We start from the raw sequence: 25,794 nt of genomic DNA, 5'->3' as shown, positions 1-25,794 counted from the left end.
GCCGCGCGGCATGCCCCGTTGACGTTCGCCCGCCCTGGCGCAGGCCCGCGGGGGCGTCCCGGCCCGCACCCCGTCACCCGGCGGGGCAACAGCTGCGCGGACCGCCCTCCGCATCGGCCTCCGGAGGACTACGCTCAAGCTCTGTACGCCGTTCGGGCGACTTGGGGAGGTAGCGGGATGACGGAGGTACGGCCGGCGGCGGCCGCCTCGGCCGCCCTGTGGGAGCGCGACGAGGAGGTCGCCGCCATCGAGCGGGCGGTCGGGACGCTCTGCGCCGACCGGTCCTCCTCCGGCCGTGTGCACCTGCTGCGCGGCGACGCCGGACTGGGGAAGACCACACTGTTGGCCGAGACACGCCGTATCGCCGAGGCCCGGGGCTGCACGGTCTGGTCGGCGCGCGGCGGCGAGACCCTCAGGTCCGTCCCCTTCAACGTGGTACGGCAACTGCTCCAGCCCGCGCTGCTGTCCCTGCACCCCGAGGAGGCCCGCGAGTACCTCGGCGACTGGTACGACATCGCCGGCCCCGCCCTCGGTATCGCGGAACCCGTCGCGGACCAGGCCGACCCGCAGGGCGTGTGCGACGGCCTGGTCGCCGCGGTGACCCGGCTGGCCCGGCGGGACTGGCCCCTCGTTCTGCTGGTGGACGACGCGCACTGGGCCGACCAGGAGACCCTGCGCTGGCTCGCCGCCTTCGTCGACCGCCTCGACGAGCTCTCCGTCCTCGTCGTCGTGGCCCGCAGGCCCGGCGGGGTCAAGGGGGACAGCGCCCGCCACCTCGACGCCGTGGCCGCCGTCGCCGGATCCTCCGTCACCAGCCTCAGCGCCCTCACCCCCGACGCGGTCGCCGGCCTCACCCGCGCCACCGTGGGCGCGCACGCCGACGACCCGTTCTGCCGCGAGGTCTGGGCCGTCACCGGCGGCAACCCCTACGACACCGTCGAACTCCTCGCCAAGGTCCGGGACGGCGCGATGGAGCCGAGCGAGTCCTCGGCCACCGAACTGCGCCCCCTCAACCGCGCGGCCCGCGGCGGCGGCCTCGTCGACCGCCTGGAGGAACTGGGCGTCGACGCCACCCGGTTCGCCATGGCCGCCGCCATCCTCGGCGCCGACATCTCCGTCGGCGAGGCGGCCAAGCTCGCCGGCATGCACCGCGAGGATGCGGGCGCTGCGCCGACCTGCTGCGCAGCGCCCGCATCCTCACCGACCCCGACCCCGCGGTGGGCCCCGTCGCCGAGGCAGGCGGACTGGAGTTCGTCCACCCGCTGATCGCCACCGCCGTCTACAACTCCATCCCCGAAAGCCTGTGCCGGGCCATGCACGGCATCGCCGCCAAGGTCGTCCTGGACGCCGGCCGGGGTGTCGCGGCCGCCTCCCGCCACCTCCTCCAGGTCCATCCCGACGACGACGAGGAACTCGTCGAGCAGTTGCGGGAGGCCGCCCGCGAACACGTCGCCGTCGGCGCCCCCGAAGCGGCCCGCCGCTGCCTGGAGCGCGCCCTGGAGGAACCGCCCGGGCCCGACACCCACGCGCACGTGCTCTACGAACTCGGCTGCGCCACCCTCCTCACCGCACCCGCCCGGACCATCGGCCACCTGCGGGAGGCGCTCGCCGCACCCGGCCTCGACGGCGGCCTGCGCGTCGACGCCGTCTACCGCCTCTCCCAGGCGCTCCTGCACAACGACCAGTTGGAGCAGGCCGTGCGCACGGTCGAGGCGGAGGCCGCCCGGCAGCCGCCGGGACCGGCCCGGATGCGGCTGCAGGCCGTGCAGTTCATGTGGGAGGGCATCCACGCCGGGGAGACCACGTCACCGGGCCGCTCGCAGAAGCTCGCCGCGCTGGCCTCCACCTGCACCGGCCGCGACAACGCCGAGCGCGCCCTGCTCATCCTGCGCGGCTTCGACGCCATGACCCACGGCGAGAACGCCGAGATCGTCGTCGAACTCTGCGACCGCGCCCTCGTCAACGGACGCCTCGCGCCCGGCCTCGGCTGGACCGACACCGAGTGGGGCATCGAGCTGCTGATGATGCTCGCCAGCTCCTACGCCTACACCGACCGCCTCGACCGCGCCGAGGCCCTCTTCAACGAGGCCCTGCGCGCCTACGAATCCGCCGGCTGGAGCGGCGGGCACCTCGCCCTCGCCCACGCCTACCTCGGCCTGGGCCTGCGCCGCCGAGGCCGGCTGAAGGAGGCCGAGGAGTCCCTCCGGGAGGCGCTGCGCCTGGCCGAACGCGTCGGGCGCGGGCTGCCGCTGTACTGGTCCGCGACCTGCAACCTCGTCGACACGCTGCTCGCCCGCGGCCATGTCGAGGAGGCCTGGCGGATCGCCGACCAGTACGGCTTCGCCCCGCCGTACCCGTCCACGATCGTCCTGCCCGACCCCCGCTCGGTGCGTGGCCGGCTGCTGCTCGCCGTCGGCCGCACCCAGGAAGGCGTCAACGAACTGGAGGAGGCCGAGAAGGCGGCGGCCGTCCGCGGGCACCTCAACCCCGTGCTGGTGCCGTGGGCGGCCGACCTCGCCCGCGCCCTCGCCACCGAGGACCCGGCCCGCGCGGCCCGGCTCGCCTCCGACGCGCGCCGCCAGGCCGAGCGCTTCGGGACCGACACAGCCATCGGCGAGGCCCTGCGCTGCGCCGCCGCCCTGGAGACCGGCCAGCGCGCCGTCCGGCTCACCGCCCAGGCGGTCGCCTACCTGGAGTCCTCGCCCTGCCAGTACGAACACGCCGCCGCCCGCATCGAGCACGGCATCGCGGCCCGCTCCGTGACCGAACTCAACCGCGGGCTGACCCTCGCCCGCACCTGCGGCGCCGACGGCCTGATGACCCGGGCCCGGCAGGCCCTGGACGCCTTCGGCACACCCCAGGTGGGACTCGTACCGGGACAGGTGCGCGGACGCGAATAGGTGATGCGCCCCGGTGCGGAGCGGGTCTGCCGTTCAGCCGGTCCGCTCCTGTCCTGTCGCGAAGAATTGCCGCACGTAGTCTCCAGGCTCGAGAGTGCTCTCTCGCATCAGCGAGAACACTTCGCTGCCCTCGCCGGGTTCTCCGTCCATGCGGAAGGCCTCGGAGAATTCGACGAAGTCGACTTCATGCAACCCTTCACAGTATTCGAGGGCTTCCGATTCGGCACGCGCGATGGCCTCGTCCAGCGAGTTCGCCCGCCAGAGCGTCACCCGTTCCTCAAAGACCTCGAGTGAGCGGTGACGAAAAATGCACCTGACGGCCCTGGGCGTGCGCGGGCGGACACGGCTCGGCGCCGCGCTTCCGGCCGATGGCGTCAGGCGGTTTCCGTTCGGGCAGGGTCGGGGAGTTTCGGGCGACAGGTGTGAAAGGGCATGTCGTGTCTCAGGGCGCCCTCACGGCGATCACCGGTCCGGCTGCTGAAGGGACCAGGCGCTTCTTGGCAGGCTGATTGGGAGGCGTGTCTATGGGGACCGATCCACCAGAGGTGAGTGCGTCTTCCGTTCCCGGGGCGTGGCCGGTCGTGGGACATGCCCCGGCTCTTCTTCGAGATCCGCTGCGGTTCTTCAGTTCGCTGGCCGATCATGGCGACGTGGTGGCCGTTCGCCTGGGGCCGGTGCCTGTCTATGCTCTCACCCACCCCGCTCTCGTCCATCAGGTGCTGGTCACCGACGCCCACCTGTACGAGCGTGGTCGGCTCTTCGACAAGCTGTCGCGGATCGTTGGCCACGGGCTGCTGACCAGCTCGGGCGCACGCCACCGTGCCCAGCGCCGCATCGTGCAGCCGTTGTTCCAGCGGGAACAGGTCGCCCGTCATCTGGGGGCGCTGCAGGCTGCGGTTCTGGAGGTGACTTCCTCGTGGAAGCACGGGCAGCGTGTCGCCATCGAAAGCGTCGGCAACGACATCGCCCTGCTCGCGGTCACCAACAGCCTGCTTCCGCCCGGGACGGGGAAGGCGGTGGCGCAGATGGTGAAGGAGAATCTGCCGGTGCTGATGCGTGCCCTGGTCCTGCAGATCGCCCTTCCGGAATGGTGGACGCGTCTTCCCCTTCCCGGCGGCAGGCGCGCTGAGCGGGCGGTTGCGAACCTGCGGGGTGCCATCGGCGAGGCGCTCACCTTCCATCGGGCCTCCTCGTCCCAGAGTGGTGACATCCTCTCGAGCTTGGTGAGCGCGCGGAACGCCGTGGGCGAGCCGCTGGACGACGAGGCAGTCATCGACCAGGCCATATCCCTCCTCGTCGCGGGGGTGGAGACCACAGGCTCCACACTCGCCTGGCTCTTTCACGAACTGGCCCGGCACCCCCAGGCCGAACAGCGGGTTCATGACGAGGTCGGCGCCGTGGCTGCGGCGGGGATCAGCGATCCCAAGCAGTTACGCCGACTCTCCTACACCACTCGGTTTGTGCAGGAGACCCTGCGCCTGCACACGCTCAGCTTCTTCATGCGCCGCACGCTGGAGATATGCGAACTCGGCGGGGTGCTGCTGACAGCCGGCACCGAGGTCGTCTTCAGCCCGCATGCTCTGCACCGCGACCCCCGCTGGCACCCCGACCCCGAAACCTTCGACCCCGACCGCTTCAAGCCCGGCGCACCGGCCATCCCCAAAGGGGCCTACCTCCCCTTCGGCACCGGCGCGCACCGGTGTGTCGGCGAGCACTTCGCCTTCACCGAGATCCTCTCCGCCCTCACCACGATCTGCTCGCAATGGCGGCTGCGGCACCTCCCGGGCACACGCGTGCGCGAGATCCCCCGCATCGAGGTCCACCCCAGCAAGTTCCACCTGCTCCTGGAGAGAAGATGAAGCCCTCCGCTACTCCGGCCCCGCCCGCTGACCACCATCACCCGCCCACCCGGAGGACGACACCATGAACGGCCCCCGCCTCGCGGCCTTTCAGCGCATCTACGACGGAATCAACGCCGACGACCTCGACGCCGCCGTCGCCAGCTACGCCCCCGACGTGCACTACGAGGAAACGAGCCTGTACTGGGATCTGCACAGCCGTCAGGAAGTACGCGAGCACTTCGGGCCCTGGTTCAGCTACGCGGCCCTGCACGCCGAACTCGTCGACGGCATCGAAACTGGAGACCGAGCGGCTGTCCAGTGGAGGTTTTCCGGAGAGATCCGCGCCGCGCTGCCCGGCGTGTGGCCCGCCGAAGCCGTAGGCCGCCACTTCTCCTTCCTCGGCACCACCATGGCCACCTTCAACCAGGAAGGACTCATCAGCCACGCCGTCGAGGTATGGAACCTCGCCGAACTCCTCAAACAAGTCGGAACCCTGCCCGCCTGACCACCCGACCGAGCCACCTCACCTACACCCGGCAGCGGACGGTTTCACCGCAGGGGCATAGCCCGGCCGTGCCGCACGAGTCATCACTGCCCCGGGGCAAGGTCCTCGTAGCCCCGCGTTCGGGTGGCGGGGCTTTTGTGCGGCTGTCGGCACTCGCGCGCACCGATGGAGGTTGGGCAGCAGGCCGCAGGGGAAGCCTCCGCTCTGCGGACCGTCGGCTGAAGGGGAGCCCCTGTGGCGTGAGCACCCGCTCTCCCACAACAGGGAAAGCTCCAGGGGTGGGGTTGGGCATGGTGGAACGACGCTTATCGGTTGCGACGCACTGGGGCAGCTATGTCGCGGTGGTCGATTCGGGCCGGCTGGTGCGCATCGAGCCCAGCGGCGATGACCTCGTGCCATCGCCCATCGGCCCCGGAATGGTGACGGCCGCGGATGATGGCGCGCGCGTGTTGCGGCCCGCGGTGCGCAGGGGCTGGCTGGAGGGTCTGCCGCGTGCCCGCGACGCGGCCCGGGGCTCGGACATGTTCGTGGAGGTGAGCTGGGATGAGGCGCTCACGCTGGTGAGCGAGGAGCTGTCCCGGGTGCGGGCCGAGCACGGTGATAGCGCGGTGTTCGGCGGATCCTACGGCTGGGCGAGCGCGGGCGCGTTCCACAACCCCCAGAATCAACTGCAGAGGTTTCTGGCGCTGGGCGGTGGATACACCGATTCCCGCAACACCTACAGCACCGCGGCTTTGGAGGTCATCCTCCCTCATGTGATCGGCGGGGCTCCGTGGAGTTATCAGTCCCGGATGCCGATGTGGGACGAGATCGCCGAGAACTGTGAGCTGGTGGTGGCGTTCGGGGGCCTGGCGCTGAAGAACAGCCAGATCAACCCTGGCGGGCTGGCCCGACATCAGACTGAAGGCCTGCAGCGAAAGTGCCGTGAGGCCGGGGTGCGGTTCGTGAACGTCAGCCCCATCCGCAGTGACACGGCCGGCTTCCTGGACGCCGAGTGGCTGCCCGTCATCCCCAACACCGACACCGCCTTGATGCTCGGTATCGCGCACACGATGTTGGTCAACGACTGGCACGATCAGGATTTCCTCGACCGGTGCTGCGTCGGGTTCGACCGCTTCGCCTCCTACCTGACCGGAAAGCCCGACGGCGTCGTCAAGGACGCCGACTGGGCCGCGGGGATCACGGGCATCAGCCGCGACGCGATCACCGACCTCGCGCGCCGCCTTGCCACGCAGCGCTCTCTGATCATGGTCAACTACGCGATTCAGCGGGCGGACCACGGCGAGCAGCCGATCTGGATGTCGGTCGTGCTGGCCGCCATGACCGGTTCGATGGGCCGGCCTGGCTGCGGCTGGGGCGCGGGCTACGCGACGATGGACGCGACCGGCGTCGCCCCGGGCCGCCCGTCGGTGGCATCGGTTCCGCGGGTGCCCAACCCCGTAACGGACTTCATCCCGGTCGCACGGATCGCCGACACCCTGCTGCATCAGGGCCGGACCATCGACTACGACGGCCGGCGCCTGACCCTGCCCGAGCTGCGCCTGATCTACTGGTGCGGGGGCAACCCCTTCCACCACCATCAAGATCTCCACCGCCTCACCCGCGCCTGGCAGGCCCCCGACACGGTGGTGGTGCACGAAGCCTGGTGGAACACCACGGCCAAGTTTGCCGACATCGTCCTTCCCGTGGCCACCAGCCTGGAACGCGACGACTTCGCCGCCGGATTCTCCGACCCCCACCTCACCGCGATGCCGAAAGTCCGCGAGCCGGCCGGTGAGGCACGCACCGACCACCACATCTTCGCCGCCCTGGCCGCCCGGCTCGGCTACGAGCAGGAGTTCACGCAGTCGCGCTCGGAGTTCGAGTGGGTCCGCCACCTCTACGATCAGACGAGGACCGGCCTCGGCGACGACGCGGCCCTGCCGGCCTTCGAGGACTTCTGGCGAGACTCCACCGCCCAGCTGCCGACGCTGCGCGGGCCGTTTCCCGGCAGCTTCGAGGCGCTGCGGGCAGATCCGCAGGCCTCCCCGCTCACGACGCCGTCGGGGAAGATCGAGATTTTCTCCGAGGAGATTGACTCCTTCGGCTACGACGACTGCGCCGGGCACCCGGCATGGTTCGAACCGGTCGAATGTCTCCACGCCGAGGCATCGGACCGCTTCCCGCTGCACCTGATCTCCAACCAGCCGGCCTCACGCCTGCACAGCCAGTACGACAACGGCGGCCACAGCCTCAGCTCGAAGATCCATGGCCGTGAACCGGTGACGATCAACCCGCAGGATGCCGCAGCCCGCGGCATCGAGAGCGGCATGATCGTGCGCGTCCACAACGACCGGGGTAGCTGCCTGGCAGGTGCGATCCTGTCGGACGACGTCATGCCCGGCGTCATCCAGCTGTCCACCGGCGCATGGTGGGACCCGGCCCAGCCCGGCCAGAGCGGCACCCTGGACCACCACGGCAACCCCAATACCCTCACCGCCGACCGGCCCTGCTCACGCCTGTCCCAGGGGCCCAGCGCCCACAGCGCACTCGTCGACGTCGAACCCTACGACGGCCCCGTGCCGGAGGTACTCGCCTTCACGCCACCACCCCTCGAACGCTGACACGAAAGGCCCGTGCTCCCGAAGGGTGCATCACCGCGCGTACCAACGCCCGGCGTATAGGGGCTGCCCTCTCACTGGGGGCAGGCCATCCTCTTACCGGTCCCCACTTGAGTAGCCGTGCGATTACCATCCGCAGTCATGACTGCACTTCAAGACCGCAAGTACGCCCAGTGGTTCAAGGGCGCCGATGTGGACGGCGACGGGTTCATCACCCAGCAGGACGTCCGCGCGATGAGCGAGCGTTACATCGCCGCCCGCAACACTGCGCACGATTCCACGACCGCCCACCGGCTCACGGTGGGGATGGACGAGTTCTGGAACAACGTGATCGCCCCGATGGACCAGGACGGCGACGGCAAGGTCGACCTGCGGGAGATGACCCAAGGATTCAAGCAGGCCCTGACCGACCCCGCGCACTTCCCCGAGCAGGTCGAGCCGGTCACCAACTGCTTCTTCGACCTCGTCGACCTCAACGCAGACGGCAGGATCGAGCAGGACGAGTTCCAGCTGATGTTCGACTCGATCGCCGGCGCTCCCCGCAAGGACTGCGCCGACGTCTTCGCCGCCCTGGACACGGACGGCTCCGGCGCGCTGGACCGGGCCGAGTTCCACCAGGCGGTCAAGGAGTTCTTCTACGGCAACGACCCCGACGCCCCCGCCAACCACCTCTTCGGCAGCATCACCGCCTGACACCCCCCAGACGCAGCCCGGGACCTGTACACCCGCACGACCGCTGGTGTGGGCGTACAGCGTAGGGGTCCCTGACTCAGTCCAGGGATGTCCGCCTCCTCCTTCTTCTCCCGTCGAGGCCTTCTCCTGCGGCGCAGGGCCACTCGTGCCTCTGGCGGCAGGCATCACTCGCGTCACACCGCTGGCCGGGTCATCAAGTCGATGATGCGCCTGATCCTCGGGATCGACCGGCAGTATCTGTTGGATTCTGTGCTGGCGGTGCAGGTCTGCGTGAGGACCTCGTCCGGCCACGCTTCGATCGCCGCCGCAGAATGGTGACGCCGGGCAGGTGAAGACAAGCCCGCCGTCCTCGGTCTGTCGTACCCACCCGCTGACCGGTCGCCGCCGCATTCCCGCGAGAAGACCCTGCGTCAGACAACGCCCACGCATCACGGAATCTGGAACTCGGATCGGCGATCCAGGCAAGCCCGCATCGGTCCGGCTGTGAGCACGCCTGCCCGCTCGTGAGCTCGCCGGGTCGATCGCGTTCGTCGCGGCGGATGACCTGGCCGGTGGGCCCGTCCAGGAAGGCGAGCCGGATCAGGATGCGGTGCGCGGTCGAGGCGGGCAGGCCCACGACCGGGCGGAGGGGGGCGGGCCGAGTTCGCGGTCCTGGCGCAGCTGGCACACCCGGGCCTGCACCGCCGCCGCCGTGCGGTGGGGGCGGGGGCGGTCAGCGGACGGCTGGAGCGGTCGTGCGGCCCCTGCTCGCCCTCCGCTCGCCGGCGGCGCATCCACGTGTGGGCCGTGACGCGCGAGATGCCCGTCTCGGCCGCGACACGTGCGGCCGGGCGACCGGAACAGCCCCGTTCGACCAGCAGCCGCCGCCTGCCGTGAACGGTCAGCCGGGCATGACGGTGGGACACGAAGACCTCCGTGCGGTGCGGTCCTGGACAACTCCACCACACCGGAGGTCTTCGCCATGATCAAGCCCGGCAGACGTCACCGACGCTGGTGATCAATCCGCCTGGTCCTCCTCCGCCAGCACCCGCTGGGCCGTCGCGAAGGCCGAGTTCGCCGCCGGGACCCCGCAGTAGACGGCCGTCTGGAGCAGGACGGCGCCGATCTCCTCGGGGGAGAGCCCGTTGCGGCGGGCGGCGCGGACGTGCATGGCCAGTTCGTCGTAGTGGCCGTGCGCCACCAGCGCGGTCAGCGTGATCATGCTGCGTTCGCGGCGGCTGAGGGTCGGGTCGGTCCAGATCTCGCCCCAGGCGTAGCGCGAGATGAAGTCCTGGAACCGGGCGGTGAACGGCGTCTGCCGGGACTGTGCCCGGTCCACGTGCGCGTCGCCGAGCACCTGCCGCCGTACCTCCATGCCCCGCTTCGCGCCACCGGAGAAGTGCGCGCGCAGCGCGGTCAGCACGGCCTCGGGGCGCTCCGCGGGCGCGAGGTGCGAGGCGCCCGGGATCTCCGTGAGCGCGGCGCCCGGCACCGCGTCCGCGATCTCCCGCAGGTGCGCGGGCGGCGTCGCGGGATCCTCGCGGCCGGCGACCAGCAGGGTGGGCACCGAGATCTCCGCCAGCCGCTCCCGCAGATCGAACGCGGCCAGCGCCTCGCAGCAGGCGGCGTACGCCCCGGGGTCGGCGTCACGGTGGTCGGCGACCAGCTCCGGCACGGTGAAACCGGGCGTGAACCAGCGGGCGTCGGCGCTCTCCGCCAGGCCGGCCAGTCCCTCGCGCCGGACCAGCGCGGCCCGCTCCTGCCACGGCCCGGCCCCGTTGAAGTGGGCGGACGAGCAGATCACGGCGAGCGACGACACCCGCTCGGGGTGGTGCAGCGCCAGGTGCAGTCCGACCGCGCCGCCCAGCGACACCCCGGCGTACGCGAACCGCTCCAGGCCGAGGGAGTCGGCGAGATCCAGCACCAGGCCGGCCAGGTCGCCGACGGTGGCGCCGGGGCCGATCAGGCCGGCGTCGGAGCCCCCGTGCCCGGGGAGGTCGAAGCGGACCACCCGGTGGGTGATGGACAGCTCGGGCGCGACCTTGTCCCACAGGGCGTACGAGGTGCCCAGGGACGGCCCGAGCAGCAGCGGCGGAGCGGAAGCGGGCCCCTCGGCACGGTGGTTGAGCAGTTTCTCGGTCAACGTCGCTCCAGCGCACGGTCGGTGAGGGCTCCGGCGGAGCCGGTGTAGCGGGCGGGGTCGGTGAGGTCGCCGAGGTCGACGTCCTTCAGCTCCGGTTCCTCGGCGAGGAGGTCGGCCAGCGAACGGCCTTCGGCGTAGGTGCGCGGTGCGAGCCGGGTGAGGAGTTCCTTGGCGCGGGCGCGGCCGAGCACGGCCGACAGCTCGGCGGACAGCCGCTCGGAGACGATCAGCCCGTGGGTGAGGTCGAGGTGCGCGCGCATGGCGTCCGGGTGCACCCGCAGGCCCTCCGTCAGCTCGGCGGCGTCCCGGGCGGCCCCGCCCACCAGCCGCAGCAGGTCCCGCAGCGGCTCCCACTCGGCGTGCCAGGCCCCGGCCGGCCGCTCGTCCTCGGCCACCAGCGACCCGTACAGCGTGGCCGCGAGCTGCGGGGCGCGCCGGGCGGCGGCCGCGATCAGCGTGGACCGCACCGGGTTCGCCTTGTGCGGCATCGCCGACGAGCCGCCCCCGCTGCCCTCCGCGACCTCGGCGGTCTCGGTGCGGGCGAGGGTGAGGACGTCGGCCGCCAGCTTCCCCAGCGCCCCGGCCGTGAAGGCCAGGCACCCGGCGAGGTCGGCGACCGGCGTGCGCAGCGTGTGCCACGGCAACACCGGTGCGGCCAGGCCCAGTTCACGGGCGTACGCGGCGGGCAGCGCGGTCGCGTCGGCGGCACCGTACGCCGTGAAGGCGGCCAGGGTGCCGGCCGCGCCGCCGAGCTGGGCGGGCAGCGCGTCCCGTACGGCCGTCACGCGGTCCCGCGCGTCCAGCACCAGGGACCGCCAGCCGGCCGCCTTCAGCCCGAAGGTCGTCGGGACGGCGTGCTGGGTGAGCGTGCGCCCCGGCATCGGCGTGTCCCGGTGCTCGGCGGCGAGCCGCGCCAGCGCGCGCTGCGTGCGGTCGAGGTCGGCCAGGACGAGCGCCAGGGCGCGCACGGCGACCAGCATGGTCGCCGTGTCCATGATGTCCTGGCTGGTGGCCCCCCGGTGGACGTACGGCCCGTACTCCGGGCCGGCCGTCTTCGTGAGGTCCGCGACCAGGGGGATCACCGGGTTCCCGCCGCCGCGGGCGCGCTCCGCCAGCGACCGTACGTCGTAGGCGTCCGCGGCGGCGGCCTCGGTGACCGCCGCCGCGGCCCCGGCGGGGGCCAGGCCCAGGGAGGCCTGGGCGCGGGTCAGCGCGGCCTCCGCGTCGAGCAGCGCCCGCAGGAAGGCGCCGTCGCTCGTCGCGGAGGCGGCGGGGGCGCCGGTCCACCCGGGGGCGAGCAGACCGGCGTCGGAGGGGACATCGGGGACAGCGGGTGTCACTGGAACTCCAGGAAGACCGTCTCGCCTTCGCCCTGAAGGCGGATGTCGAAACGGTAGGTGCCGTTGCCCTCGGCCTGCGCGATCAGCGTGTCGCGCCGGTCGCCCACCTGGGTGAGCAGCGGGTCGGCCGCGAGCACGGCGTCGTCGCCCGGCAGGTAGATGCGGGTGAACAGGTGCACCAGCAGTCCGCGCGCGAACACGCACACGCTGAGGTAGGGGGCGCTGTGCCCGCGGGCGCCGGGGCGCAGCGTCCGGGCGTACCAGTGGCCGTTCGCGTCGGTCTGGATGCGGCCGAAACCGGTGAACTCCACGCCGTTGCGGCCCAGGAAGCCGCCGGACGACGGGTCGCGGCGCATCGAGCCGTCGGCCGTGGGCACGTTGCCCTCCGGGTCGGGACCCCACAGCTCCACCAGGGCGTCCGGCAGCCCGTTGCCCTCACCGTCGTACACGTATCCGTGCACGGTGATCGTGTCCGCGTGCCCGTGGGGCGCGATGTCCTCGCCGCCGCGGAACGGCAGGGCGTGGCCGTAGAAGGGGCCGACCGTGTGCGACGCGGTGGGCAGCACGGTCTCGGGACGGCTCGTGTCGATCTTCGTCATGGCAGGTCAGCGTCCCTCTTCGATCCAGGTGGCGTTCGGGCCGTCGAGCACGATGTCCCAGTGGTAGCCCATGGAGAACTCCGGCACCGACAGGTTGTGGTCGTAGGTGGCGACGAGCCGCTGCCGGGCCGCGTCGTCCGTCACCGACTGGATGATCGGGTCGTACGGGAACAGCGGGTCGCTCGGGAAGTACATCTGCGTCACGAGCCGCTGGGTGAAGGCCGTGCCGAAGAGCGAGAAGTGGATGTGCGCCGGCCGCCAGGCGTTCACGTGCTGGCGCCACGGGTACGGGCCCGGCTGGATGGTGGTGAAGTGGTAGGAGCCGTCGTCGCCGCTGAGGGTGCGGCCCACGCCGGTGAAGTTCGGGTCCAGCGGCGCGTCGTGCTGCTCGCGCTGGTGGGCGTAGCGGCCTGCCGAGTTGGCCTGCCAGATCTCGATCAGCTGGCCCCGGATCGGGCGGCCGTCGCGGTCGAGCAGCCGGCCGGAGACGGTGATGCGCTCGCCGACCGGTTCGCCGGTGTGCTGCCGGGTCAGGTCGTTGTCGATCTCGGTGATGTCGCGCTCGCCGAAGGCGGGGGAGGCCAGCTCCACCAGCTCCGGGTCCTTGTTCACGTCGATCGCGACCAGCGGCTGTTTCGGGTGGCGCAGCACCGAGGAGCGGTAGGGGGCGTAGTCGCGGCGCGGCTGGTGCTCGACGGGGGCGCCCTCGGCGATCCGCTTCTCGTACGCGGCGTGCTCGGCCGCGATCTCCAGGTCGATGTCCGCTTGCGTGAGAGTCATGGGGATTCCTAGCGTTCGAGGACGAGGGCGAGGCCCTGGCCCACGCCGATGCAGAGGGTGGCGACGCCGATGCCGCTGCCGCGGCGGGCGAGCTGGTGGGCGACCGTGCCGGCGAGGCGGGCGCCGGACGCGCCGAGCGGGTGGCCGAGGGCGATCGCTCCGCCCTGCGGGTTGAGGATCTCCGGGTCGAACTCGGGCCACTCGGCCACACAGCCCAGCACCTGGGCGGCGAAGGCCTCGTTCAGCTCCAGCACCGACAGGTCACCGAAGCCCTTGCCGGCCTTGGCCAGCGCGCGGTTGACCGCCTCGACGGGGGCGAGCCCGAAGTACTGCGGGTCGATTCCCGACACACCCGTGGCGGAGACGCGGGCGAGGGGTTCGCGGCCGGTGGCGGCCAGGCCCTCCTCGTCGACCAGCAGCAGGGCGGCGGCGCCGTCGTTGAGGGGGGAGGCGTTGCCCGCCGTCACCGTGCCGTTCTCCGTGCGGAACGACGGCTTCAGCTTGGCCATCGCCTCCAGGGAGGCGTCCGCGCGGACACTCTCGTCGGCGGCGACGACCTGCGGGTCGCCCTTGCGCCGCGGGATCGTCACCGGCGCGAGCTCGGCGTCGAACAGGCCCTCCGCCTGCGCGGCGGCCGCCTTGCGGTGCGAGGCGAGCGCGAACTCGTCCTGCTGCTCGCGGCTGATCTTGTGCTTCTCGGCGATGAGTTCGGCCGACTCGCCCAGCGGGATCGTCCACTGGGGGTCCATCTTCGGGTTGACCATCCGCCAGCCGAGCGTGGTCGAGTACAGCTCGGTGTGCGCGGCCGGGAACGGCCGGTCGGACTTGGGCAGCACGTAGGGGGCGCGGGTCATCGACTCCACACCGCCGGCCACGGCGATGGAGGCGTCGCCGACGGCGATGGCGCGGGCCGCCTGGATCACGGCCTCCAGGCCGGAGGCGCACAGCCGGTTGACGGTCACGCCGGGCACCGAGGTCGGCAGGCCCGCCAGCAGGGCGGCCATGCGGCCGACGTTGCGGTTCTCCTCGCCGGCGCCGTTGGCGTTGCCGAAGTAGACGTCCTCGATGCGGGAGGGGTCCAGCTCGGGGGTGCGGGCCAGGAGCTCGCGGATGGCGTGCGCGCCGAGGTCGTCGGGACGCACCGGGGCGAGGGCGCCGTTGTAGCGGCCGATCGGGGTGCGGACCGCGTCGACGATGTAGACGTCCTTCACTGCACTTCCTCCGTCAGGGTCACCTTGGCGTCGGTCTTGGCGACGATCTCGTCGGCGCTCACCCCGGGGGCGGTCTCGACGAGGACCAGCCCGTTCTCCGTGACGTCGAGGACGCCGAGGTCGGTGATGATCCGGTTCACGCACGCCTTGCCGGTCAGGGGCAGCGCGCACTCGGCGACGATCTTCGGGCTGCCGTCCTTGGCGGTGTGCGTCATGACGACGATGACCGTGCGGGCGCCGTGGACCAGGTCCATCGCCCCGCCGATGCCGGTGATCATCTTGCCGGGGATCGCCCAGTTGGCCAGGTCGCCGGTCTCGGACACCTGCATCGCGCCGAGCACGGCGACGTCGATGTGACCGCCGCGGATCATGCCGAACGACAGCGCCGAGTCGAAGAAGGAGGCGCCCGGCAGGACCGTCACGGTCTCCTTGCCGGCGTTGATCAGGTCCGGGTCGACCTGCTCGTCGGTGGGGTAGGGGCCGGTGCCCAGGATGCCGTTCTCCGACTCCAGGATCACCTCCACGTCCGCCGGGAGGTAGTTCGGGATCAGCGTCGGCAGACCGATGCCCAGGTTGACGTACTGACCGTCCTGGAGTTCGCGGGCCGCGCGGGCCGCCATCTCTTCCCGTGTCCACGCCATGATCAGGCCACCGTTCCCTCTGCCGGCGCGGAGACCGTGCGCCGCTCGATCTTCTTGTCCGCCGCCTGCTCCGGGGTCAGCGCGATCACCCGCTGCACGAAGATCCCCGGCAGGTGCACCGCGTCCGGCTCGATCTCGCCGGGCTCCACCAGCTCCTCGACCTCGGCGATCGTGACCTTGCCGGCCATCGCCGCGAGGGGGTTGAAGTTGCGGGAGGACTTGTTGAACACCAGGTTGCCGTGCCGGTCGCCCTTCGCGGCGCGCACCAGCGCGAAGTCGGTGCGGATACCCCGCTCCAGCACGTACTCGGTGCCGTCGAACTCCCGCACCTCCTTCGGCGGCGAGGCCAGCGCGACACCGCCGTTGCCGTCGTAGCGCCACGGCAGACCGCCGTCGGCGACCTGCGTGCCCACCCCGGCCGGGGTGAAGAACGCGGGGATGCCGGCGCCGCCGGCCCGCAGCCGCTCGGCGAGCGTGCCCTGCGGGATCAGCTCGACCTCCAGCTCACCGGCGAGGTACTGGCGGGCGAACTCCTTGTTCGCGCCGATGTAGGAGCCGGTCACCCGGACGATCCGCCCGGCGGCCAGCAGGACCGCCAGCCCCGACTCCATCGCCCCGCAGTTGTTGGAGACGACGCTCAGAGAGCCGACCCCGCGCTCGTACAGTGCCTGGATCAGTACGTTCGGGACACCGCTCAACCCGAAGCCGCCCACCGCGAGCGACGCACCCTCCGGCACATCGGCCACAGCCTCCAGGGCCGTGGCGACCACCTTGTCCATCCGTGAAGCCCCATCCGTCCGAGCGCCCAGGTCGTCAATTAATCAGGGCACTGATTATTTCAGCGAGGTGTCCATCACGCTGCCATCGGGGGAGCGAGGCGTCAAGACCTCGGTGAAAGTGCAGGTCAGATCACATTGGCTGCCTGGAGGCGGGCCCGGCTCCCGCACGGTATCGTTCAGTGCACCAACGAATACGATCTCGGGAGCGCACATGGCCGCGGTGGACCTTTCCTCCCACCCCGGGCACCTGGCCCGCCGGTTGCAGCAGGCGCACTACCTGCTGTGGAACACGATGGTTTCCGAGGAGATCACCTCACCGCAGTTCGCGGTGCTGAACGCGCTCGTCGCCGAGCCCGGCCTGGACCAGCGCACCGTGGGCGAACGGGTGGGGCTGGACCGCTCCACCATCGCCGAGGTGATCAGCCGGCTCGGCCGGCGCGAACTGGTCGACAAGGTCCGCGACCCGCAGGACGGCCGCCGCTTCCTGCTGCGCCTCACCGACGAGGGCCAGCGCGTCCACCGCAAGCTGAGCGTGCGCACGGCCCGGATGAACCAGGTCTTCCTGGCCCCGCTCTCCGCCGAGGAGCAGGTCGTCTTCTTCGACCTCATCCGGCGCGTCTCGGACGCGACCGAAGGACTCCGCAACCCCGTGGAACCCCTCGTCACGCCTTCCTGACCCCGCGGGCCGGCAGCTTCCCGCACCCTCCGCGGGGGAGACCGGCCCGGACCGGCCGGGGCGCCCGCGCGGTTCGGGGCACCGCCGCCGGGTACCCGGGCGGAGCCCAGGACCAGGCCCCCCGACACGGCGGGACCCCCAAACTCGGTGGAGGGAGCGCGGCACGATGAAGGCAGTGACCTGGCAGGGGAAGCGGGACGTACGGGTGGAGACCGTGCCCGACCCGAAGATCCAGGAACCGACGGACGCCGTCATCCGCGTCACGTCCACCGGACTGTGCGGTTCCGACCTGCACCTCTACGAGGTGCTCACCCCGTTCATGACCCCCGGCGACATCCTCGGACACGAACCCATGGGCATCGTCGAGGAGGTCGGCCCGGCCGTCCCGGACCTGAAGGCCGGTGACCGGGTCGTGGTGCCCTTCCAGATCGCCTGCGGCGGCTGCTGGATGTGCCTGAACGCCCTGCCCACGCAGTGCGAGACCACCCAGGTGACCGGCGAGGGCATGGGCGCCGCCCTGTTCGGCTACACCCGCCTGTACGGCGCGGTGCCCGGCGGCCAGGCCGAGTACCTGCGCGTCCCGCAGGCCCAGTTCGGGCCCATCAAGGTCCCCGAGGGACCGTCCGACGACCGCTTCGTCTACCTCTCCGACGTCCTGCCCACCGCCTGGCAGGCGGTCTCCTACGCCGACGTCCCCGAGGGCGGCACCGTGGCCGTGCTCGGCCTCGGGCCCATCGGCGACATGGCCTGCCGGGTCGCCCAGGTGCGCGGTGCCGGACGGGTGATCGGCGTGGACCTGGTCGGCGACCGGCTGCGCCGGGCCAAGGCGCGGGGCGTGGAGACGTACGACCTGCGGAACTTCGACAGCGAGAAGGAACTGGTCGCCGCGATCCGCGACGAGACCGACGGCCGCGGCCCCGACGCCGTGATCGACGCCGTCGGCACCGAGGCCCACGGCAGCGCCGCCGCACGTCTCGTCCAGAACGCCTCCGCCCTGCTGCCGCGCAAGATCGGCGGCCCCCTCGCCGAGCGGTTCAGCATCGACCGGCTCGCCGCCTTGCACACCGCCATCGAACTGGTGCGGCGCGGCGGGACGCTCTCCCTGGTCGGCGTCTACGGCGGCATGGCCGACCCGATGCCCATGCTCACCCTGTTCGACAAGCAGATCCAGATCCGGATGGGCCAGGCCAACGTGCGCCGCTGGACCGACGACATCATCCCGTACCTCACGGACGAGGACCCCCTCGGCGTCGACGACTTCGCCACCCACCGGCTGCCGCTGTCGGAGGCGCCCAAGGCGTACGAGATGTTCCAGCGGAAGCGGGACGGCGCGGTGAAGGTCCTCATGACGCCGTGAGAACACCGCTGTGAGCACGCCGCCTGAGGCGCGGCCCTCCTGGCGGCCCCCGGCGTGCGTCCCCGGTGGCGTGCGTCCCCGGTGGCGTGCGCCCCCGGTGCGGGACCCGCCGCGGGCCTGCGGGCCTCAGGAGGGCGCTGTCCGGGGCGGTGCGCCGAGGATCTCCGCCAGGTCGTAGCGCACCGGCTCCTCCAGTTGCGCGTACGTGCAGCTCTCCGGTGTCCGGTCCGGGCGCCAGCGGCGGAAGCGGGCCGTGTGCCGGAAACGCGCGCCGTTCTCCATGTGGTCGTAGGCCACCTCGGCCACCCGCTCCGGTGCGAGCGGCACCCAGGACAAATCCTTCTTGCCCGACCAGCGGCTCGGCGCCCCGGGCAGCCGGGCCGTCTCGTGGGCGGTCTCGTCCGACCAGGCCGCCCAGGGGTGGCCCGCGGCGTCCGCCAGGCGCAGCGGCTCCAGCTCCTCGACCAGCTCCGCCCGGCGCTTCATCGAGAACGCGGCGGAGACCCCGACGTGCTGGAGGGCGCCCCGGTCGTCGTACAGGCCCAGCAACAGCGAGCCCACCACCGGGCCGCTCTTGTGCAGCCGGTAGCCGGCGACGACCACATCCGCCGTGCGCTCGTGCTTGACCTTGAACATGGCGCGCTCGTCCTGGAGGTACCGCAGGGTGAGCGGCTTGGCGACCACCCCGTCCAGGCCCGCGCCCTCGTACTCCTCGAACCACCGCCGCGCCACCTCGACGTCCAGGGTCGCCGGCGCCAGGTGGACGGGCGGCGTCACCCCCTCCAGCGCCCTGGTCAGCAGCGCCCGCCGGTCGCTCAGCGGCACGTCCAGCAGCGACTGGTCGGCCAGCGCCAGCAGGTCGAAGGCGACGAAGGAGGCGGGGGTCCGCTCGGCGAGCGTGCGCACCCGCGAGTCCGCCGGGTGGATGCGCTCGGTGAGCGCGTCGAAGTCCAGCCGCCCCTCCCGTGCGATCACGATCTCGCCGTCCAGCACGCACCGCTCGGGCACCCGCGCCAGAAGGGCCGCGACGAGCTCGGGGAAGTACCTGGTCAACGGCTTGCCGGTACGGCTGCCCAGCTCGACGTCCCGCCCGTCGCGGAACACGATGGCCCGGAACCCGTCCCACTTCGCCTCGTACTGCATGCCGGGCGGGATCGCCGTCACCGACTTGGCGAGCATGGGCTTCACGGGAGGCATGACGGGCAGATCCATGCTCCGATTCTGCTCGTTCGGAGCGGTTATCGCCCGGTATGCGCGCTGTGCGAGGTGCGCCTACCGTGGCTCGCATGGGTGACGCGGTGGAACTGGAGGCGGGCGGCCGGACGGTACGGCTGTCCAGCCCGGACAAGGTCTTCTTCCCGGAGCGCGGTTTCACCAAGCTCGACCTCGCCCGCTACTACCAGGCGGTCGCTCCGGGCATCCTGCGCGCCCTGCGCGACCGCCCCACCACCCTGGAGCGCTACCCGGACGGCGTGACCGGCGAGTCCTTCTTCCAGAAGCGGGCCCCCAAGGGCATGCCCGACTGGATCCCGACCGCGCACATCGCCTTCCCCAGCGGCCGCACCGCCGACGAGATGTGCCCGACCGAGGAGGCGGCCGTGCTGTGGGCCGCGCAGTACGGCACCCTCACCTTCCACCCCTGGCCCGTCCGCCGCACCGACGTCGACCGCCCCGACGAACTCCGCATCGACCTCGACCCGCAGCCCGGCACCGACTACGACGACGCCGTGCGCGCCGCCCACGAACTGCGCGAGCTGCTCGACGAGTTCGGCGGGCTGCGCGGCTGGCCCAAGACCTCCGGCGGCCGCGGCCTGCACGTCTTCGTGCCGATCGAGCCGCGCTGGACGTTCACCCAGGTCCGGCGCGCCGCTATCGCCGTCGGCCGGGAGATGGAACGCCGTATGCCGGACCGGGTCACCATCAAGTGGTGGAAGGAGGAGCGTGGCGAACGCATCTTCATCGACTACAACCAGACCGCCCGCGACCGCACCATCGCCTCCGCCTACTCCGTCCGCCCCCGCCCGCACGCCCCCGTCTCCGCCCCCCTGCGCTGGGAGGAGGTCGGCCGGGCCCACCCCCGCGACTTCGACATCGCGACCATGCCGGCACGGTACGCCGAACTCGGCGACGTGCACGCCGACATGGACGACCACGCCTACTCCCTCGACGCCCTGCTGGACCTGGCCGCCCAGGACGAACGCGACCACGGCCTCGGCGACCTGCCGTACCCGCCCGAGTATCCGAAGATGCCGGGCGAACCCCGACGGGTACAGCCGAGCCGAGCGAAGAAGGACCGGCCACCGGCCCGTTGACGATCCGCACGTCCCGCTCCCGCGCGGGGGCCGCGCCTTCCGGGGTGCACGGACACCGGGGATCATGGGGACATGACCCTCGCCCTGACGCGCAGCGACCTGGAGACGGTCCTGGACCCCGAAGCCTGCCTGGCCGCCCTGGAGGAGGGCTTCCGCCGAGCGGACGGGGAACGGACACCGGGTCGCCGGATCCGCACCGACCTGCCGTTCCCCGGTACGGCGACGGCGCTCATCCCGGGGCTGCTGCCCGGCGTCGAGGCGTACACCGTCAAGGTCAACGCCAAGTTCCCCGCGGCCCGGCCTGCGCTGCGCGGGGTGATCTGCCTGCACGGCGGACGGGACGGCGAACTGCTCGCCCTCCTCGACTCCGCCACGGTCACCGCCTGGCGGACCGGCCTCGCGGCCGCCCTCGGCACCCACGTCCTGACCGGGCGGGCCGACGGTACCCTCGGGGTGGTCGGCGCGGGCGCCCAGGCGGAGCTGGTGCTGAGCGGACTCGCCGTCCTGCGCGGGCGGCGCGCGCTCGTCGTCCACGACACGGACGCCGGCCGGGCCGCCGCGTTCGCCGCCCGGCACGTCGGACGGACCGCGGGATCGGCCGCGGAGGTGGCCGCGGCCGCCGACGTCGTCCTGCTGGCGACCTGGTCGCGCACACCGCTGCTGCGCCTGGCGGACACCCGCGCCGGGCAGCACGTCACCAGCCTCGGCGCCGACGAGCCCGGCAAGCGGGAACTCGCCCGCGACCTGCTGGAGGCCGCGCTGCTCGTCGTCGACGAGCGTGAACCGGCGGCTGAGATGGGCGTGCTCGCCTCCGCCGGCCTGCCCCCGAAGGCCGCTGCCGCCACCCTCGGCGAGATCCTGCGCGGCGACCATCCCGGGCGCACGGACCCCGCCACCCGCTCCGTGTACGCCCCTGTCGGCCTGCCCTGGCAGGACCTGGCACTCGCCTGGCTCGCGTACGAGCGGGCCGAACGGACGGGCGTCGGGCGGCGGATCGACCTGCTGGCCTGAGAGCCCGCCCGCCGACCCGCCGACCTGGGGCCGGCGCCGGGGCGCGCCCCCCTTTTCGTCGGCGGGGAGCGCTCTCACCGCCGCCGGTCAGCGTCCTGGCGTGCGGCTATCCTGTCCCCAGCCGCCGAGGAGGAGCCCCGCAGTGACCGAGACAGCGCCGCGTCCCACGCTGGAGGCCGTGGCCGCCCGGGCCGGGGTCTCCCGGGCCACGGTCTCACGGGTCGTCAACGGCGGGGACGGCGTGCGCAAGCCCCTCGCGGAGCGGGTCCGGCGGGCCGTGGAGGAACTCGGGTACGTCCCCAACCAGGCCGCCCGCAGCCTGGTGACGAAGCGGCACGACGCCGTCGCCGTCGTCATCGCCGAACCGGAGACCCGGATCTTCGCCGACCCCTTCTTCGCGCTGCAACTGCGCGGCATCAGCAAGGAACTGACGGCCCACGACAACCAGCTCGTACTGCTGCTCACCGAGGGACGCGACGATCATGCCCGGGTCGCCCGCTACCTGGCCGGCGGCCATGTCGACGGCGCCCTGGTCTTCTCGCTGCACCTCGACGATCCGCTGCCCGGGCTGATCCAGGGCGCCGGAGTGCCGACGGTGTTCGGCGGCCGCCCCGGCTGGAGCGACGGCACCCGCGACGTGGTGTACGTCGACAGCGACAACCGCGGCGGCGCCCGCGCGGCCGTCCGCCACCTGGCCGGCCTGGGGCGCGGCCGGATCGCCCACCTCACCGGTCCCCTCGACCAGACCTCCGCGGCGGACCGGCTCGACGGGTTCCGGGACGTCGTGGGCGACACCGATCCACGGCTCGTCGTGGAGAGCGACTTCACCTTCGGCGGCGGTGAGCGGGCGATGCGGGAACTGCTCGACCGCCGCCCCGACGTCGACGCCGTGTTCGCCGCCAACGACCTCACCGCCTCGGGTGCCCTGCGCGTCCTGCGCGAACGCGGACTGCGGGTGCCCGAGGACGTCGCCGTGGTCGGCTTCGACGACATGCTGCCCGTCGCCGAACAGACCGACCCGCCGCTGACGACGGTCCGTCAGGACATCGAGGAGATGGGCCGGATCATGGCCCGCCTCCTGCTGCGCGGCGTCGACCCCCGTACGCCCCACGCCGGACCGGACGACGGGGTCGAGGCCACACCGTCCGGTGTGGTCCTGCCGACCACGCTGGTGCGCCGCGCCTCGGCCTGACCGGCCACCGCGGTTCGGCCCGACCGGCCGCCGCACGGGAATCCCGTGTCGTGCTCACGCCCGCCGCGGCGCGGTACTGATCACCGCGAAACGGGCCCCGTCCGGGTCGGCGAGACGGGCGATTCGGCCGACGTCCTCGATGTCCGTCGCGGCCAGCCGCACCGCGCCCCCCAGCTCCCGCGCCGCCCCCACCACCGCGTCCACGTCCACGACCGCGAAGTACGGCAGCCAGTACGCCCCCGCCCCCGCCTCCGTGGGGGCGTCGGCCGACGGGACGACCCCGCCGAACGCGCCGTCCTCCCCGGCGCCCGCCGGACGGACCCGGGTGTAGGCGCCGCCGGGGAAGGAGACGGCCGAGGTCTCCAGGCCCAGGGCGGCGTGGTAGAAGGCGGCGGCCGCCGCCTCGTCCGGTGTGTACAGCTCGACCCAGCACAGCGAGCCCGGCGCTCCCGCCACCTCCAGGCCCTGGAGCCGCGCGGGCTGCCAGATGCCGAACGGTGCGCCCGCCGGGTCGGCGAGGATCGCCATCGTGCCCTGGTCCCTCACCTCCATCGGCGGGAAGAGCACTCTGCCGTGCGCCCGTTCGGCGGCCCCGCACGTGGTCTCGGCGTCCGGTGACCGGAAGTACACCGTCCACGACGGCGGGCCCTGCTCGGGCGTGGTCTGCATGCCGCCTGCCGCGATGCCGCCGCCCAGCCGGAAGAAGCCGTAGCCCCCGGCGTCCGGCCCCGCCGACTCGAACCGCCAGCCGAGGAGGGCACCGTAGAAGGCGGAGGCGCGCCCGATGTCGCTCGTACCGATGTCGATCCAGTTCGGAGCGCCGTTGACGAAACGGGTGGTGAGCATCTTCGCCCTCCTCGTCGAAGTCCCGCCGATGCACTGCCGAGTCTCGCACCGCCCACCGACGACCGCTGCCGGAACCCGGCGGGGTAGCGCGGGGGCAGAGGGCGGTGGTCCGGTGGGCGGAGGGGGTGGCGGATCGGCGGCGATCCGGCGGGCGCACCGGTGGCGGGCGGGCGGGTGGTTGCGTGGGCGGGCTGGGAGACGGCGATCCGGTGGGCGCACCGGCGGCGGGCCGATGGGAGAGCCGGTGGGCGCACCGGTGGCGGGCCGATGGGAGAGCCGGTGGGCGCACCGGTGGCGGGCCGATGGGAGAGCCGGTGGGCGCACCGGTGGCGGGCCGATGGGAGAGCTGGCGGGCGCACCGGTGGCGGGCCGATGGGAGAGCTGGCGGGCGCACCGGTGGCGGGCCGATGGGAGAGCCGGTGGGCGCACCGGTGGCGGGCTGGTGGGCGCATCGGCGGGCGGACGCGGCGATCCGGCCGGCGGGCCGGTGGCGGGTCGGCGGGCGGGCGGACCAGGGGCAGCGGCCGGGGAGTCAGCGGCGGGGGCTTCCGCCAGGGCCGGTGACCGGTCGCGCCCGGTGCCGATGCCGGTGCCGGAATCGCCTCCTTCGCCGCGGTCCCGCGCGCCGCCGTGCGCCGCGCCCCGTGGCCGGGGCACCATCAGGGCGGCCGGAGGCCCTGCCGCGCCGCGTATATCCGGCGTTGATCGAACGTTTTTCGCCGTTCGCCACGATGCTGGCCATGTACACCGACACCACATCGACGCCCGATCTCACCTGGCAGCGGGAGGCGCTGTGCGCGCAGACGGGGGCGGACTTCTTCTTCCCGGAGCCCGGCAGCTCGGTGCGGGAGGCCAAGCGCATCTGCACCCTGTGCGACATGCGCCCCGCCTGCCTCGAGTACGCCCTGGCCAACGACGAGCGCTTCGGCGTATGGGGCGGCCTGTCCGAGAAGGAACGGTTGCAGCTGCGGCGCGCCTCGTTCTGAGCCCGTGAGGGCCCGGCGACCGCATCGCGGGGGTGTGGTCGGGAACCGGGGACGCGCGGGCCGTGCGGCCGCGGTCCGAGGCGGCAAGATGCCGCGGACTGCGGACTGCGGACTGCGGACTGCGGACTGCGGACTGCGGACTGCGGACTGCGGGCCGCGGGCCGCGGACAACGGCTGCGCAACGCGGACGGCCCGCACCGGGAGATCGTTCCTGGTGCGGGCCGTCCGTCGAATCGGCGGAGCCGTGGGTCAGCCGGCGGCGCGGGCCGCCATGCGCGCCTTGCGCGCGGCCAGCTTCTCGTCGAACTTCGCGGCCTCGGCGTCCAGGCCGCCCATGAACAGGCCGAGTTCCTCCTGCGCCTTCTGCCCCTCGGGGCCGAGGCCGTCGATCTCCATGACCTTCAGGTGGCGCAGCACCGGCTGGAGGACGTCGTCGTGGTGGATGCGCAGGTTGTAGACCTCGCCGATCGCCATCTGTGCCGCGGCCCGCTCGAAGCCGGGGATGCCGTGACCGGGCATACGGAAGTCGACCACGACGTCCCGCACGGCCTGCATGGTCAGGTCGGGCGCGAGTTCGAACGCCGACTTGAGCAGGTTGCGGTAGAAGACCATGTGCAGGTTCTCGTCGGTGGCGATGCGGGCCAGCATGCGGTCGCAGACCGGGTCGCCCGACTGGTGGCCGGTGTTGCGGTGCGAGATGCGGGTGGCGAGCTCCTGGAAGGCGACGTAGGCGACCGAGTGCAGCATCGAGTGCCGGTTGTCGGACTCGAAGCCCTCGCTCATGTGGGCCATCCGGAACTGCTCCAGCTTGTCCGGGTCCACCGCGCGCGAGGCGAGCAGGTAGTCGCGCATCACGATGCCGTGCCGGCCTTCCTCCGCCGTCCAGCGGTGCACCCAGGTGCCCCAGGCGCCGTCCCGGCCGAACAGGGAGGCGATCTCGTGGTGGTAGCTGGGGAGGTTGTCCTCCGTCAGCAGGTTCACCACCAGGGCGATCCGGCCGACCTCGGTGACCTTCGACTGCTCCTTGTCCCAGGCCTCGCCGTCCTCGAAGAAGCCGGGGAAGTTGCGGGCGTCGCTGAACGGCACGTACTCGTGCGGCATCCAGTCCTTGGCGACCTTCAGGTGCCGGTTCAGCTCCTTCTCGACCACTTCCTCCAGGGCGTACAGCAGCCGGGCGTCGGTCCAGACGGAGGGGCTGCCGAGGTGCGGGGAGGCGATCGTCACGGGTACTCCAGGGGACGTGATGCAGAGCGGAAACCGTCCGGCGGTGCGCCGGAACTTACGGGATCGTAGGCTACGAATCCGTAGGTTACGAAGCCGTAGGTTAAGCGCGCCGTAAAGATCCCTGATCAGCCGCTCTCCGGTAGGCCTCGCGAAGGGCGTCCGGGCAGGGCGGACGGCCC

21 protein-coding genes and 2 pseudogenes are annotated in these 25,794 nt (G+C 72.4%); 11 read left to right on the top strand and 12 right to left on the bottom strand.

Annotated elements, in window-relative coordinates:
• Nucleotides 1-177 precede the first annotated feature (177 nt).
• Nucleotides 178-2,900 (top strand): annotated as a pseudogene (locus tag ACIP67_RS23495) (ATP-binding protein).
• Between the two features lie 33 nt (nucleotides 2,901-2,933).
• On the opposite strand, the gene ACIP67_RS23490 reads toward ACIP67_RS23495, so the two are convergent.
• Entirely contained in the window at nucleotides 2,934-3,170 is a 237-nt protein-coding gene (locus ACIP67_RS23490) for a hypothetical protein (protein WP_401694285.1), read from the bottom strand.
• 254 nt (nucleotides 3,171-3,424) lie between these two features.
• Here ACIP67_RS23490 and ACIP67_RS23485 point away from each other — a divergent pair, with 254 nt between their 5' ends.
• The 4 genes from ACIP67_RS23485 to ACIP67_RS23470 all read left to right on the top strand — a co-directional run bounded on the left by ACIP67_RS23485 (nucleotide 3,425) and on the right by ACIP67_RS23470 (nucleotide 8,539).
• Entirely contained in the window at nucleotides 3,425-4,759 is a 1,335-nt protein-coding gene (locus ACIP67_RS23485) for a cytochrome P450 (protein ID WP_401694284.1), read from the top strand.
• A gap of 64 nt (nucleotides 4,760-4,823) precedes the next feature.
• On the top strand, nucleotides 4,824-5,246 hold the full coding sequence (locus ACIP67_RS23480) for a nuclear transport factor 2 family protein (protein WP_401694281.1): 423 nt from the start codon (nucleotides 4,824-4,826) through the stop codon (nucleotides 5,244-5,246).
• A gap of 290 nt (nucleotides 5,247-5,536) precedes the next feature.
• A complete protein-coding gene (locus tag ACIP67_RS23475; protein ID WP_401694280.1) occupies nucleotides 5,537-7,849 on the top strand; it encodes a molybdopterin-dependent oxidoreductase in 2,313 nt (770 codons plus the stop codon).
• 138 nt (nucleotides 7,850-7,987) lie between these two features.
• Nucleotides 7,988-8,539, top strand: a complete 552-nt coding sequence (locus ACIP67_RS23470; RefSeq protein WP_401694277.1) for an EF-hand domain-containing protein — start codon at nucleotides 7,988-7,990, stop codon at nucleotides 8,537-8,539.
• 505 nt (nucleotides 8,540-9,044) lie between these two features.
• Here the strand turns inward: ACIP67_RS23470 and ACIP67_RS23465 are convergent.
• The 8 genes and pseudogenes from ACIP67_RS23465 to ACIP67_RS23430 form a co-directional block, all read right to left on the bottom strand.
• Nucleotides 9,045-9,444, bottom strand: a pseudogene (locus ACIP67_RS23465) (leucine zipper domain-containing protein); the annotation flags it as partial.
• Between the two features lie 92 nt (nucleotides 9,445-9,536).
• Nucleotides 9,537-10,661: a 3-oxoadipate enol-lactonase gene (pcaD, locus tag ACIP67_RS23460; RefSeq protein ID WP_401694275.1), complete on the bottom strand. Its 1,125-nt coding sequence runs from the start codon at nucleotides 10,659-10,661 to the stop codon at nucleotides 9,537-9,539.
• Nucleotides 10,658-12,001 (bottom strand): 3-carboxy-cis,cis-muconate cycloisomerase, encoded by a 1,344-nt coding sequence (gene pcaB, locus ACIP67_RS23455; RefSeq protein ID WP_401694274.1) that lies wholly within the window; start codon nucleotides 11,999-12,001, stop codon nucleotides 10,658-10,660. The genes pcaD and pcaB overlap by 4 nt, the downstream gene beginning before the upstream one ends.
• A complete protein-coding gene (gene pcaG / locus ACIP67_RS23450) occupies nucleotides 11,998-12,600 on the bottom strand; it encodes a protocatechuate 3,4-dioxygenase subunit alpha (protein ID WP_401694272.1) in 603 nt (200 codons plus the stop codon). Before pcaG ends, pcaB begins: the two co-directional genes overlap by 4 nt.
• Before the next feature lie 6 nt (nucleotides 12,601-12,606).
• Nucleotides 12,607-13,380: a protocatechuate 3,4-dioxygenase subunit beta gene (gene pcaH, locus ACIP67_RS23445; RefSeq protein WP_401694271.1), complete on the bottom strand. Its 774-nt coding sequence runs from the start codon at nucleotides 13,378-13,380 to the stop codon at nucleotides 12,607-12,609.
• Nucleotides 13,381-13,388: 8 nt separating this feature from the next.
• Nucleotides 13,389-14,591 carry a thiolase family protein gene (locus ACIP67_RS23440; protein WP_401694270.1) on the bottom strand — a complete coding sequence of 401 codons (1,203 nt, stop codon included), beginning with the start codon at nucleotides 14,589-14,591 and terminating at the stop codon, nucleotides 13,389-13,391.
• Nucleotides 14,588-15,232: a CoA transferase subunit B gene (locus tag ACIP67_RS23435; protein ID WP_401694269.1), complete on the bottom strand. Its 645-nt coding sequence runs from the start codon at nucleotides 15,230-15,232 to the stop codon at nucleotides 14,588-14,590. Before ACIP67_RS23435 ends, ACIP67_RS23440 begins: the two co-directional genes overlap by 4 nt.
• 2 nt (nucleotides 15,233-15,234) lie before the next feature.
• Entirely contained in the window at nucleotides 15,235-16,011 is a 777-nt protein-coding gene (locus ACIP67_RS23430) for a CoA transferase subunit A (protein WP_401694268.1), read from the bottom strand.
• A gap of 211 nt (nucleotides 16,012-16,222) precedes the next feature.
• Here ACIP67_RS23430 and ACIP67_RS23425 point away from each other — a divergent pair, with 211 nt between their 5' ends.
• Complete coding sequence (locus ACIP67_RS23425; protein ID WP_401694267.1) at nucleotides 16,223-16,687, top strand: MarR family winged helix-turn-helix transcriptional regulator; 465 nt, start codon at nucleotides 16,223-16,225, stop codon at nucleotides 16,685-16,687.
• A 166-nt stretch (nucleotides 16,688-16,853) separates the two neighbouring features.
• Nucleotides 16,854-18,044: a zinc-dependent alcohol dehydrogenase gene (locus tag ACIP67_RS23420; RefSeq protein WP_401694264.1), complete on the top strand. Its 1,191-nt coding sequence runs from the start codon at nucleotides 16,854-16,856 to the stop codon at nucleotides 18,042-18,044.
• Between the two features lie 126 nt (nucleotides 18,045-18,170).
• Here the strand turns inward: ACIP67_RS23420 and ACIP67_RS23415 are convergent, their stop codons facing one another.
• On the bottom strand, nucleotides 18,171-19,256 hold the full coding sequence (locus tag ACIP67_RS23415; RefSeq protein WP_401694261.1) for an ATP-dependent DNA ligase: 1,086 nt from the start codon (nucleotides 19,254-19,256) through the stop codon (nucleotides 18,171-18,173).
• Nucleotides 19,257-19,330: 74 nt separating this feature from the next.
• Between ACIP67_RS23415 and ligD the strand changes: the two genes are divergently transcribed.
• The 3 genes from ligD to ACIP67_RS23400 all read left to right on the top strand — a co-directional run bounded on the left by ligD (nucleotide 19,331) and on the right by ACIP67_RS23400 (nucleotide 22,559).
• On the top strand, nucleotides 19,331-20,356 hold the full coding sequence (ligD, locus tag ACIP67_RS23410) for a non-homologous end-joining DNA ligase (protein WP_401694260.1): 1,026 nt from the start codon (nucleotides 19,331-19,333) through the stop codon (nucleotides 20,354-20,356).
• Nucleotides 20,357-20,428: 72 nt separating this feature from the next.
• Nucleotides 20,429-21,367: an ornithine cyclodeaminase family protein gene (locus tag ACIP67_RS23405; protein WP_401694257.1), complete on the top strand. Its 939-nt coding sequence runs from the start codon at nucleotides 20,429-20,431 to the stop codon at nucleotides 21,365-21,367.
• A gap of 142 nt (nucleotides 21,368-21,509) precedes the next feature.
• Entirely contained in the window at nucleotides 21,510-22,559 is a 1,050-nt protein-coding gene (locus ACIP67_RS23400; protein WP_401694254.1) for a LacI family DNA-binding transcriptional regulator, read from the top strand.
• 54 nt (nucleotides 22,560-22,613) lie between these two features.
• On the opposite strand, the gene ACIP67_RS23395 is transcribed toward ACIP67_RS23400, so the two are convergent.
• Nucleotides 22,614-23,405 carry a VOC family protein gene (locus ACIP67_RS23395; protein WP_401694252.1) on the bottom strand — a complete coding sequence of 264 codons (792 nt, stop codon included), beginning with the start codon at nucleotides 23,403-23,405 and terminating at the stop codon, nucleotides 22,614-22,616.
• 740 nt (nucleotides 23,406-24,145) lie between these two features.
• On the opposite strand from ACIP67_RS23395, the gene ACIP67_RS23390 reads away from it, so the two are divergent.
• Nucleotides 24,146-24,391, top strand: coding sequence for a WhiB family transcriptional regulator (locus ACIP67_RS23390; RefSeq protein WP_401694250.1), 246 nt, complete (start codon nucleotides 24,146-24,148; stop codon nucleotides 24,389-24,391).
• Nucleotides 24,392-24,640: 249 nt separating this feature from the next.
• Here ACIP67_RS23390 and ACIP67_RS23385 read toward each other — a convergent pair whose 3' ends face one another.
• Nucleotides 24,641-25,615: an acyl-ACP desaturase gene (locus tag ACIP67_RS23385; RefSeq protein ID WP_401694248.1), complete on the bottom strand. Its 975-nt coding sequence runs from the start codon at nucleotides 25,613-25,615 to the stop codon at nucleotides 24,641-24,643.
• Between the last annotated feature and the right edge of the window lie 179 nt (nucleotides 25,616-25,794).

The organism is Streptomyces sp. NPDC088812 (assembly GCF_044750285.1).
In the GTDB taxonomy this organism is placed as follows: domain Bacteria; phylum Actinomycetota; class Actinomycetes; order Streptomycetales; family Streptomycetaceae; genus Streptomyces.
This window is presented reverse-complemented; position numbering and strand designations above follow the sequence as displayed.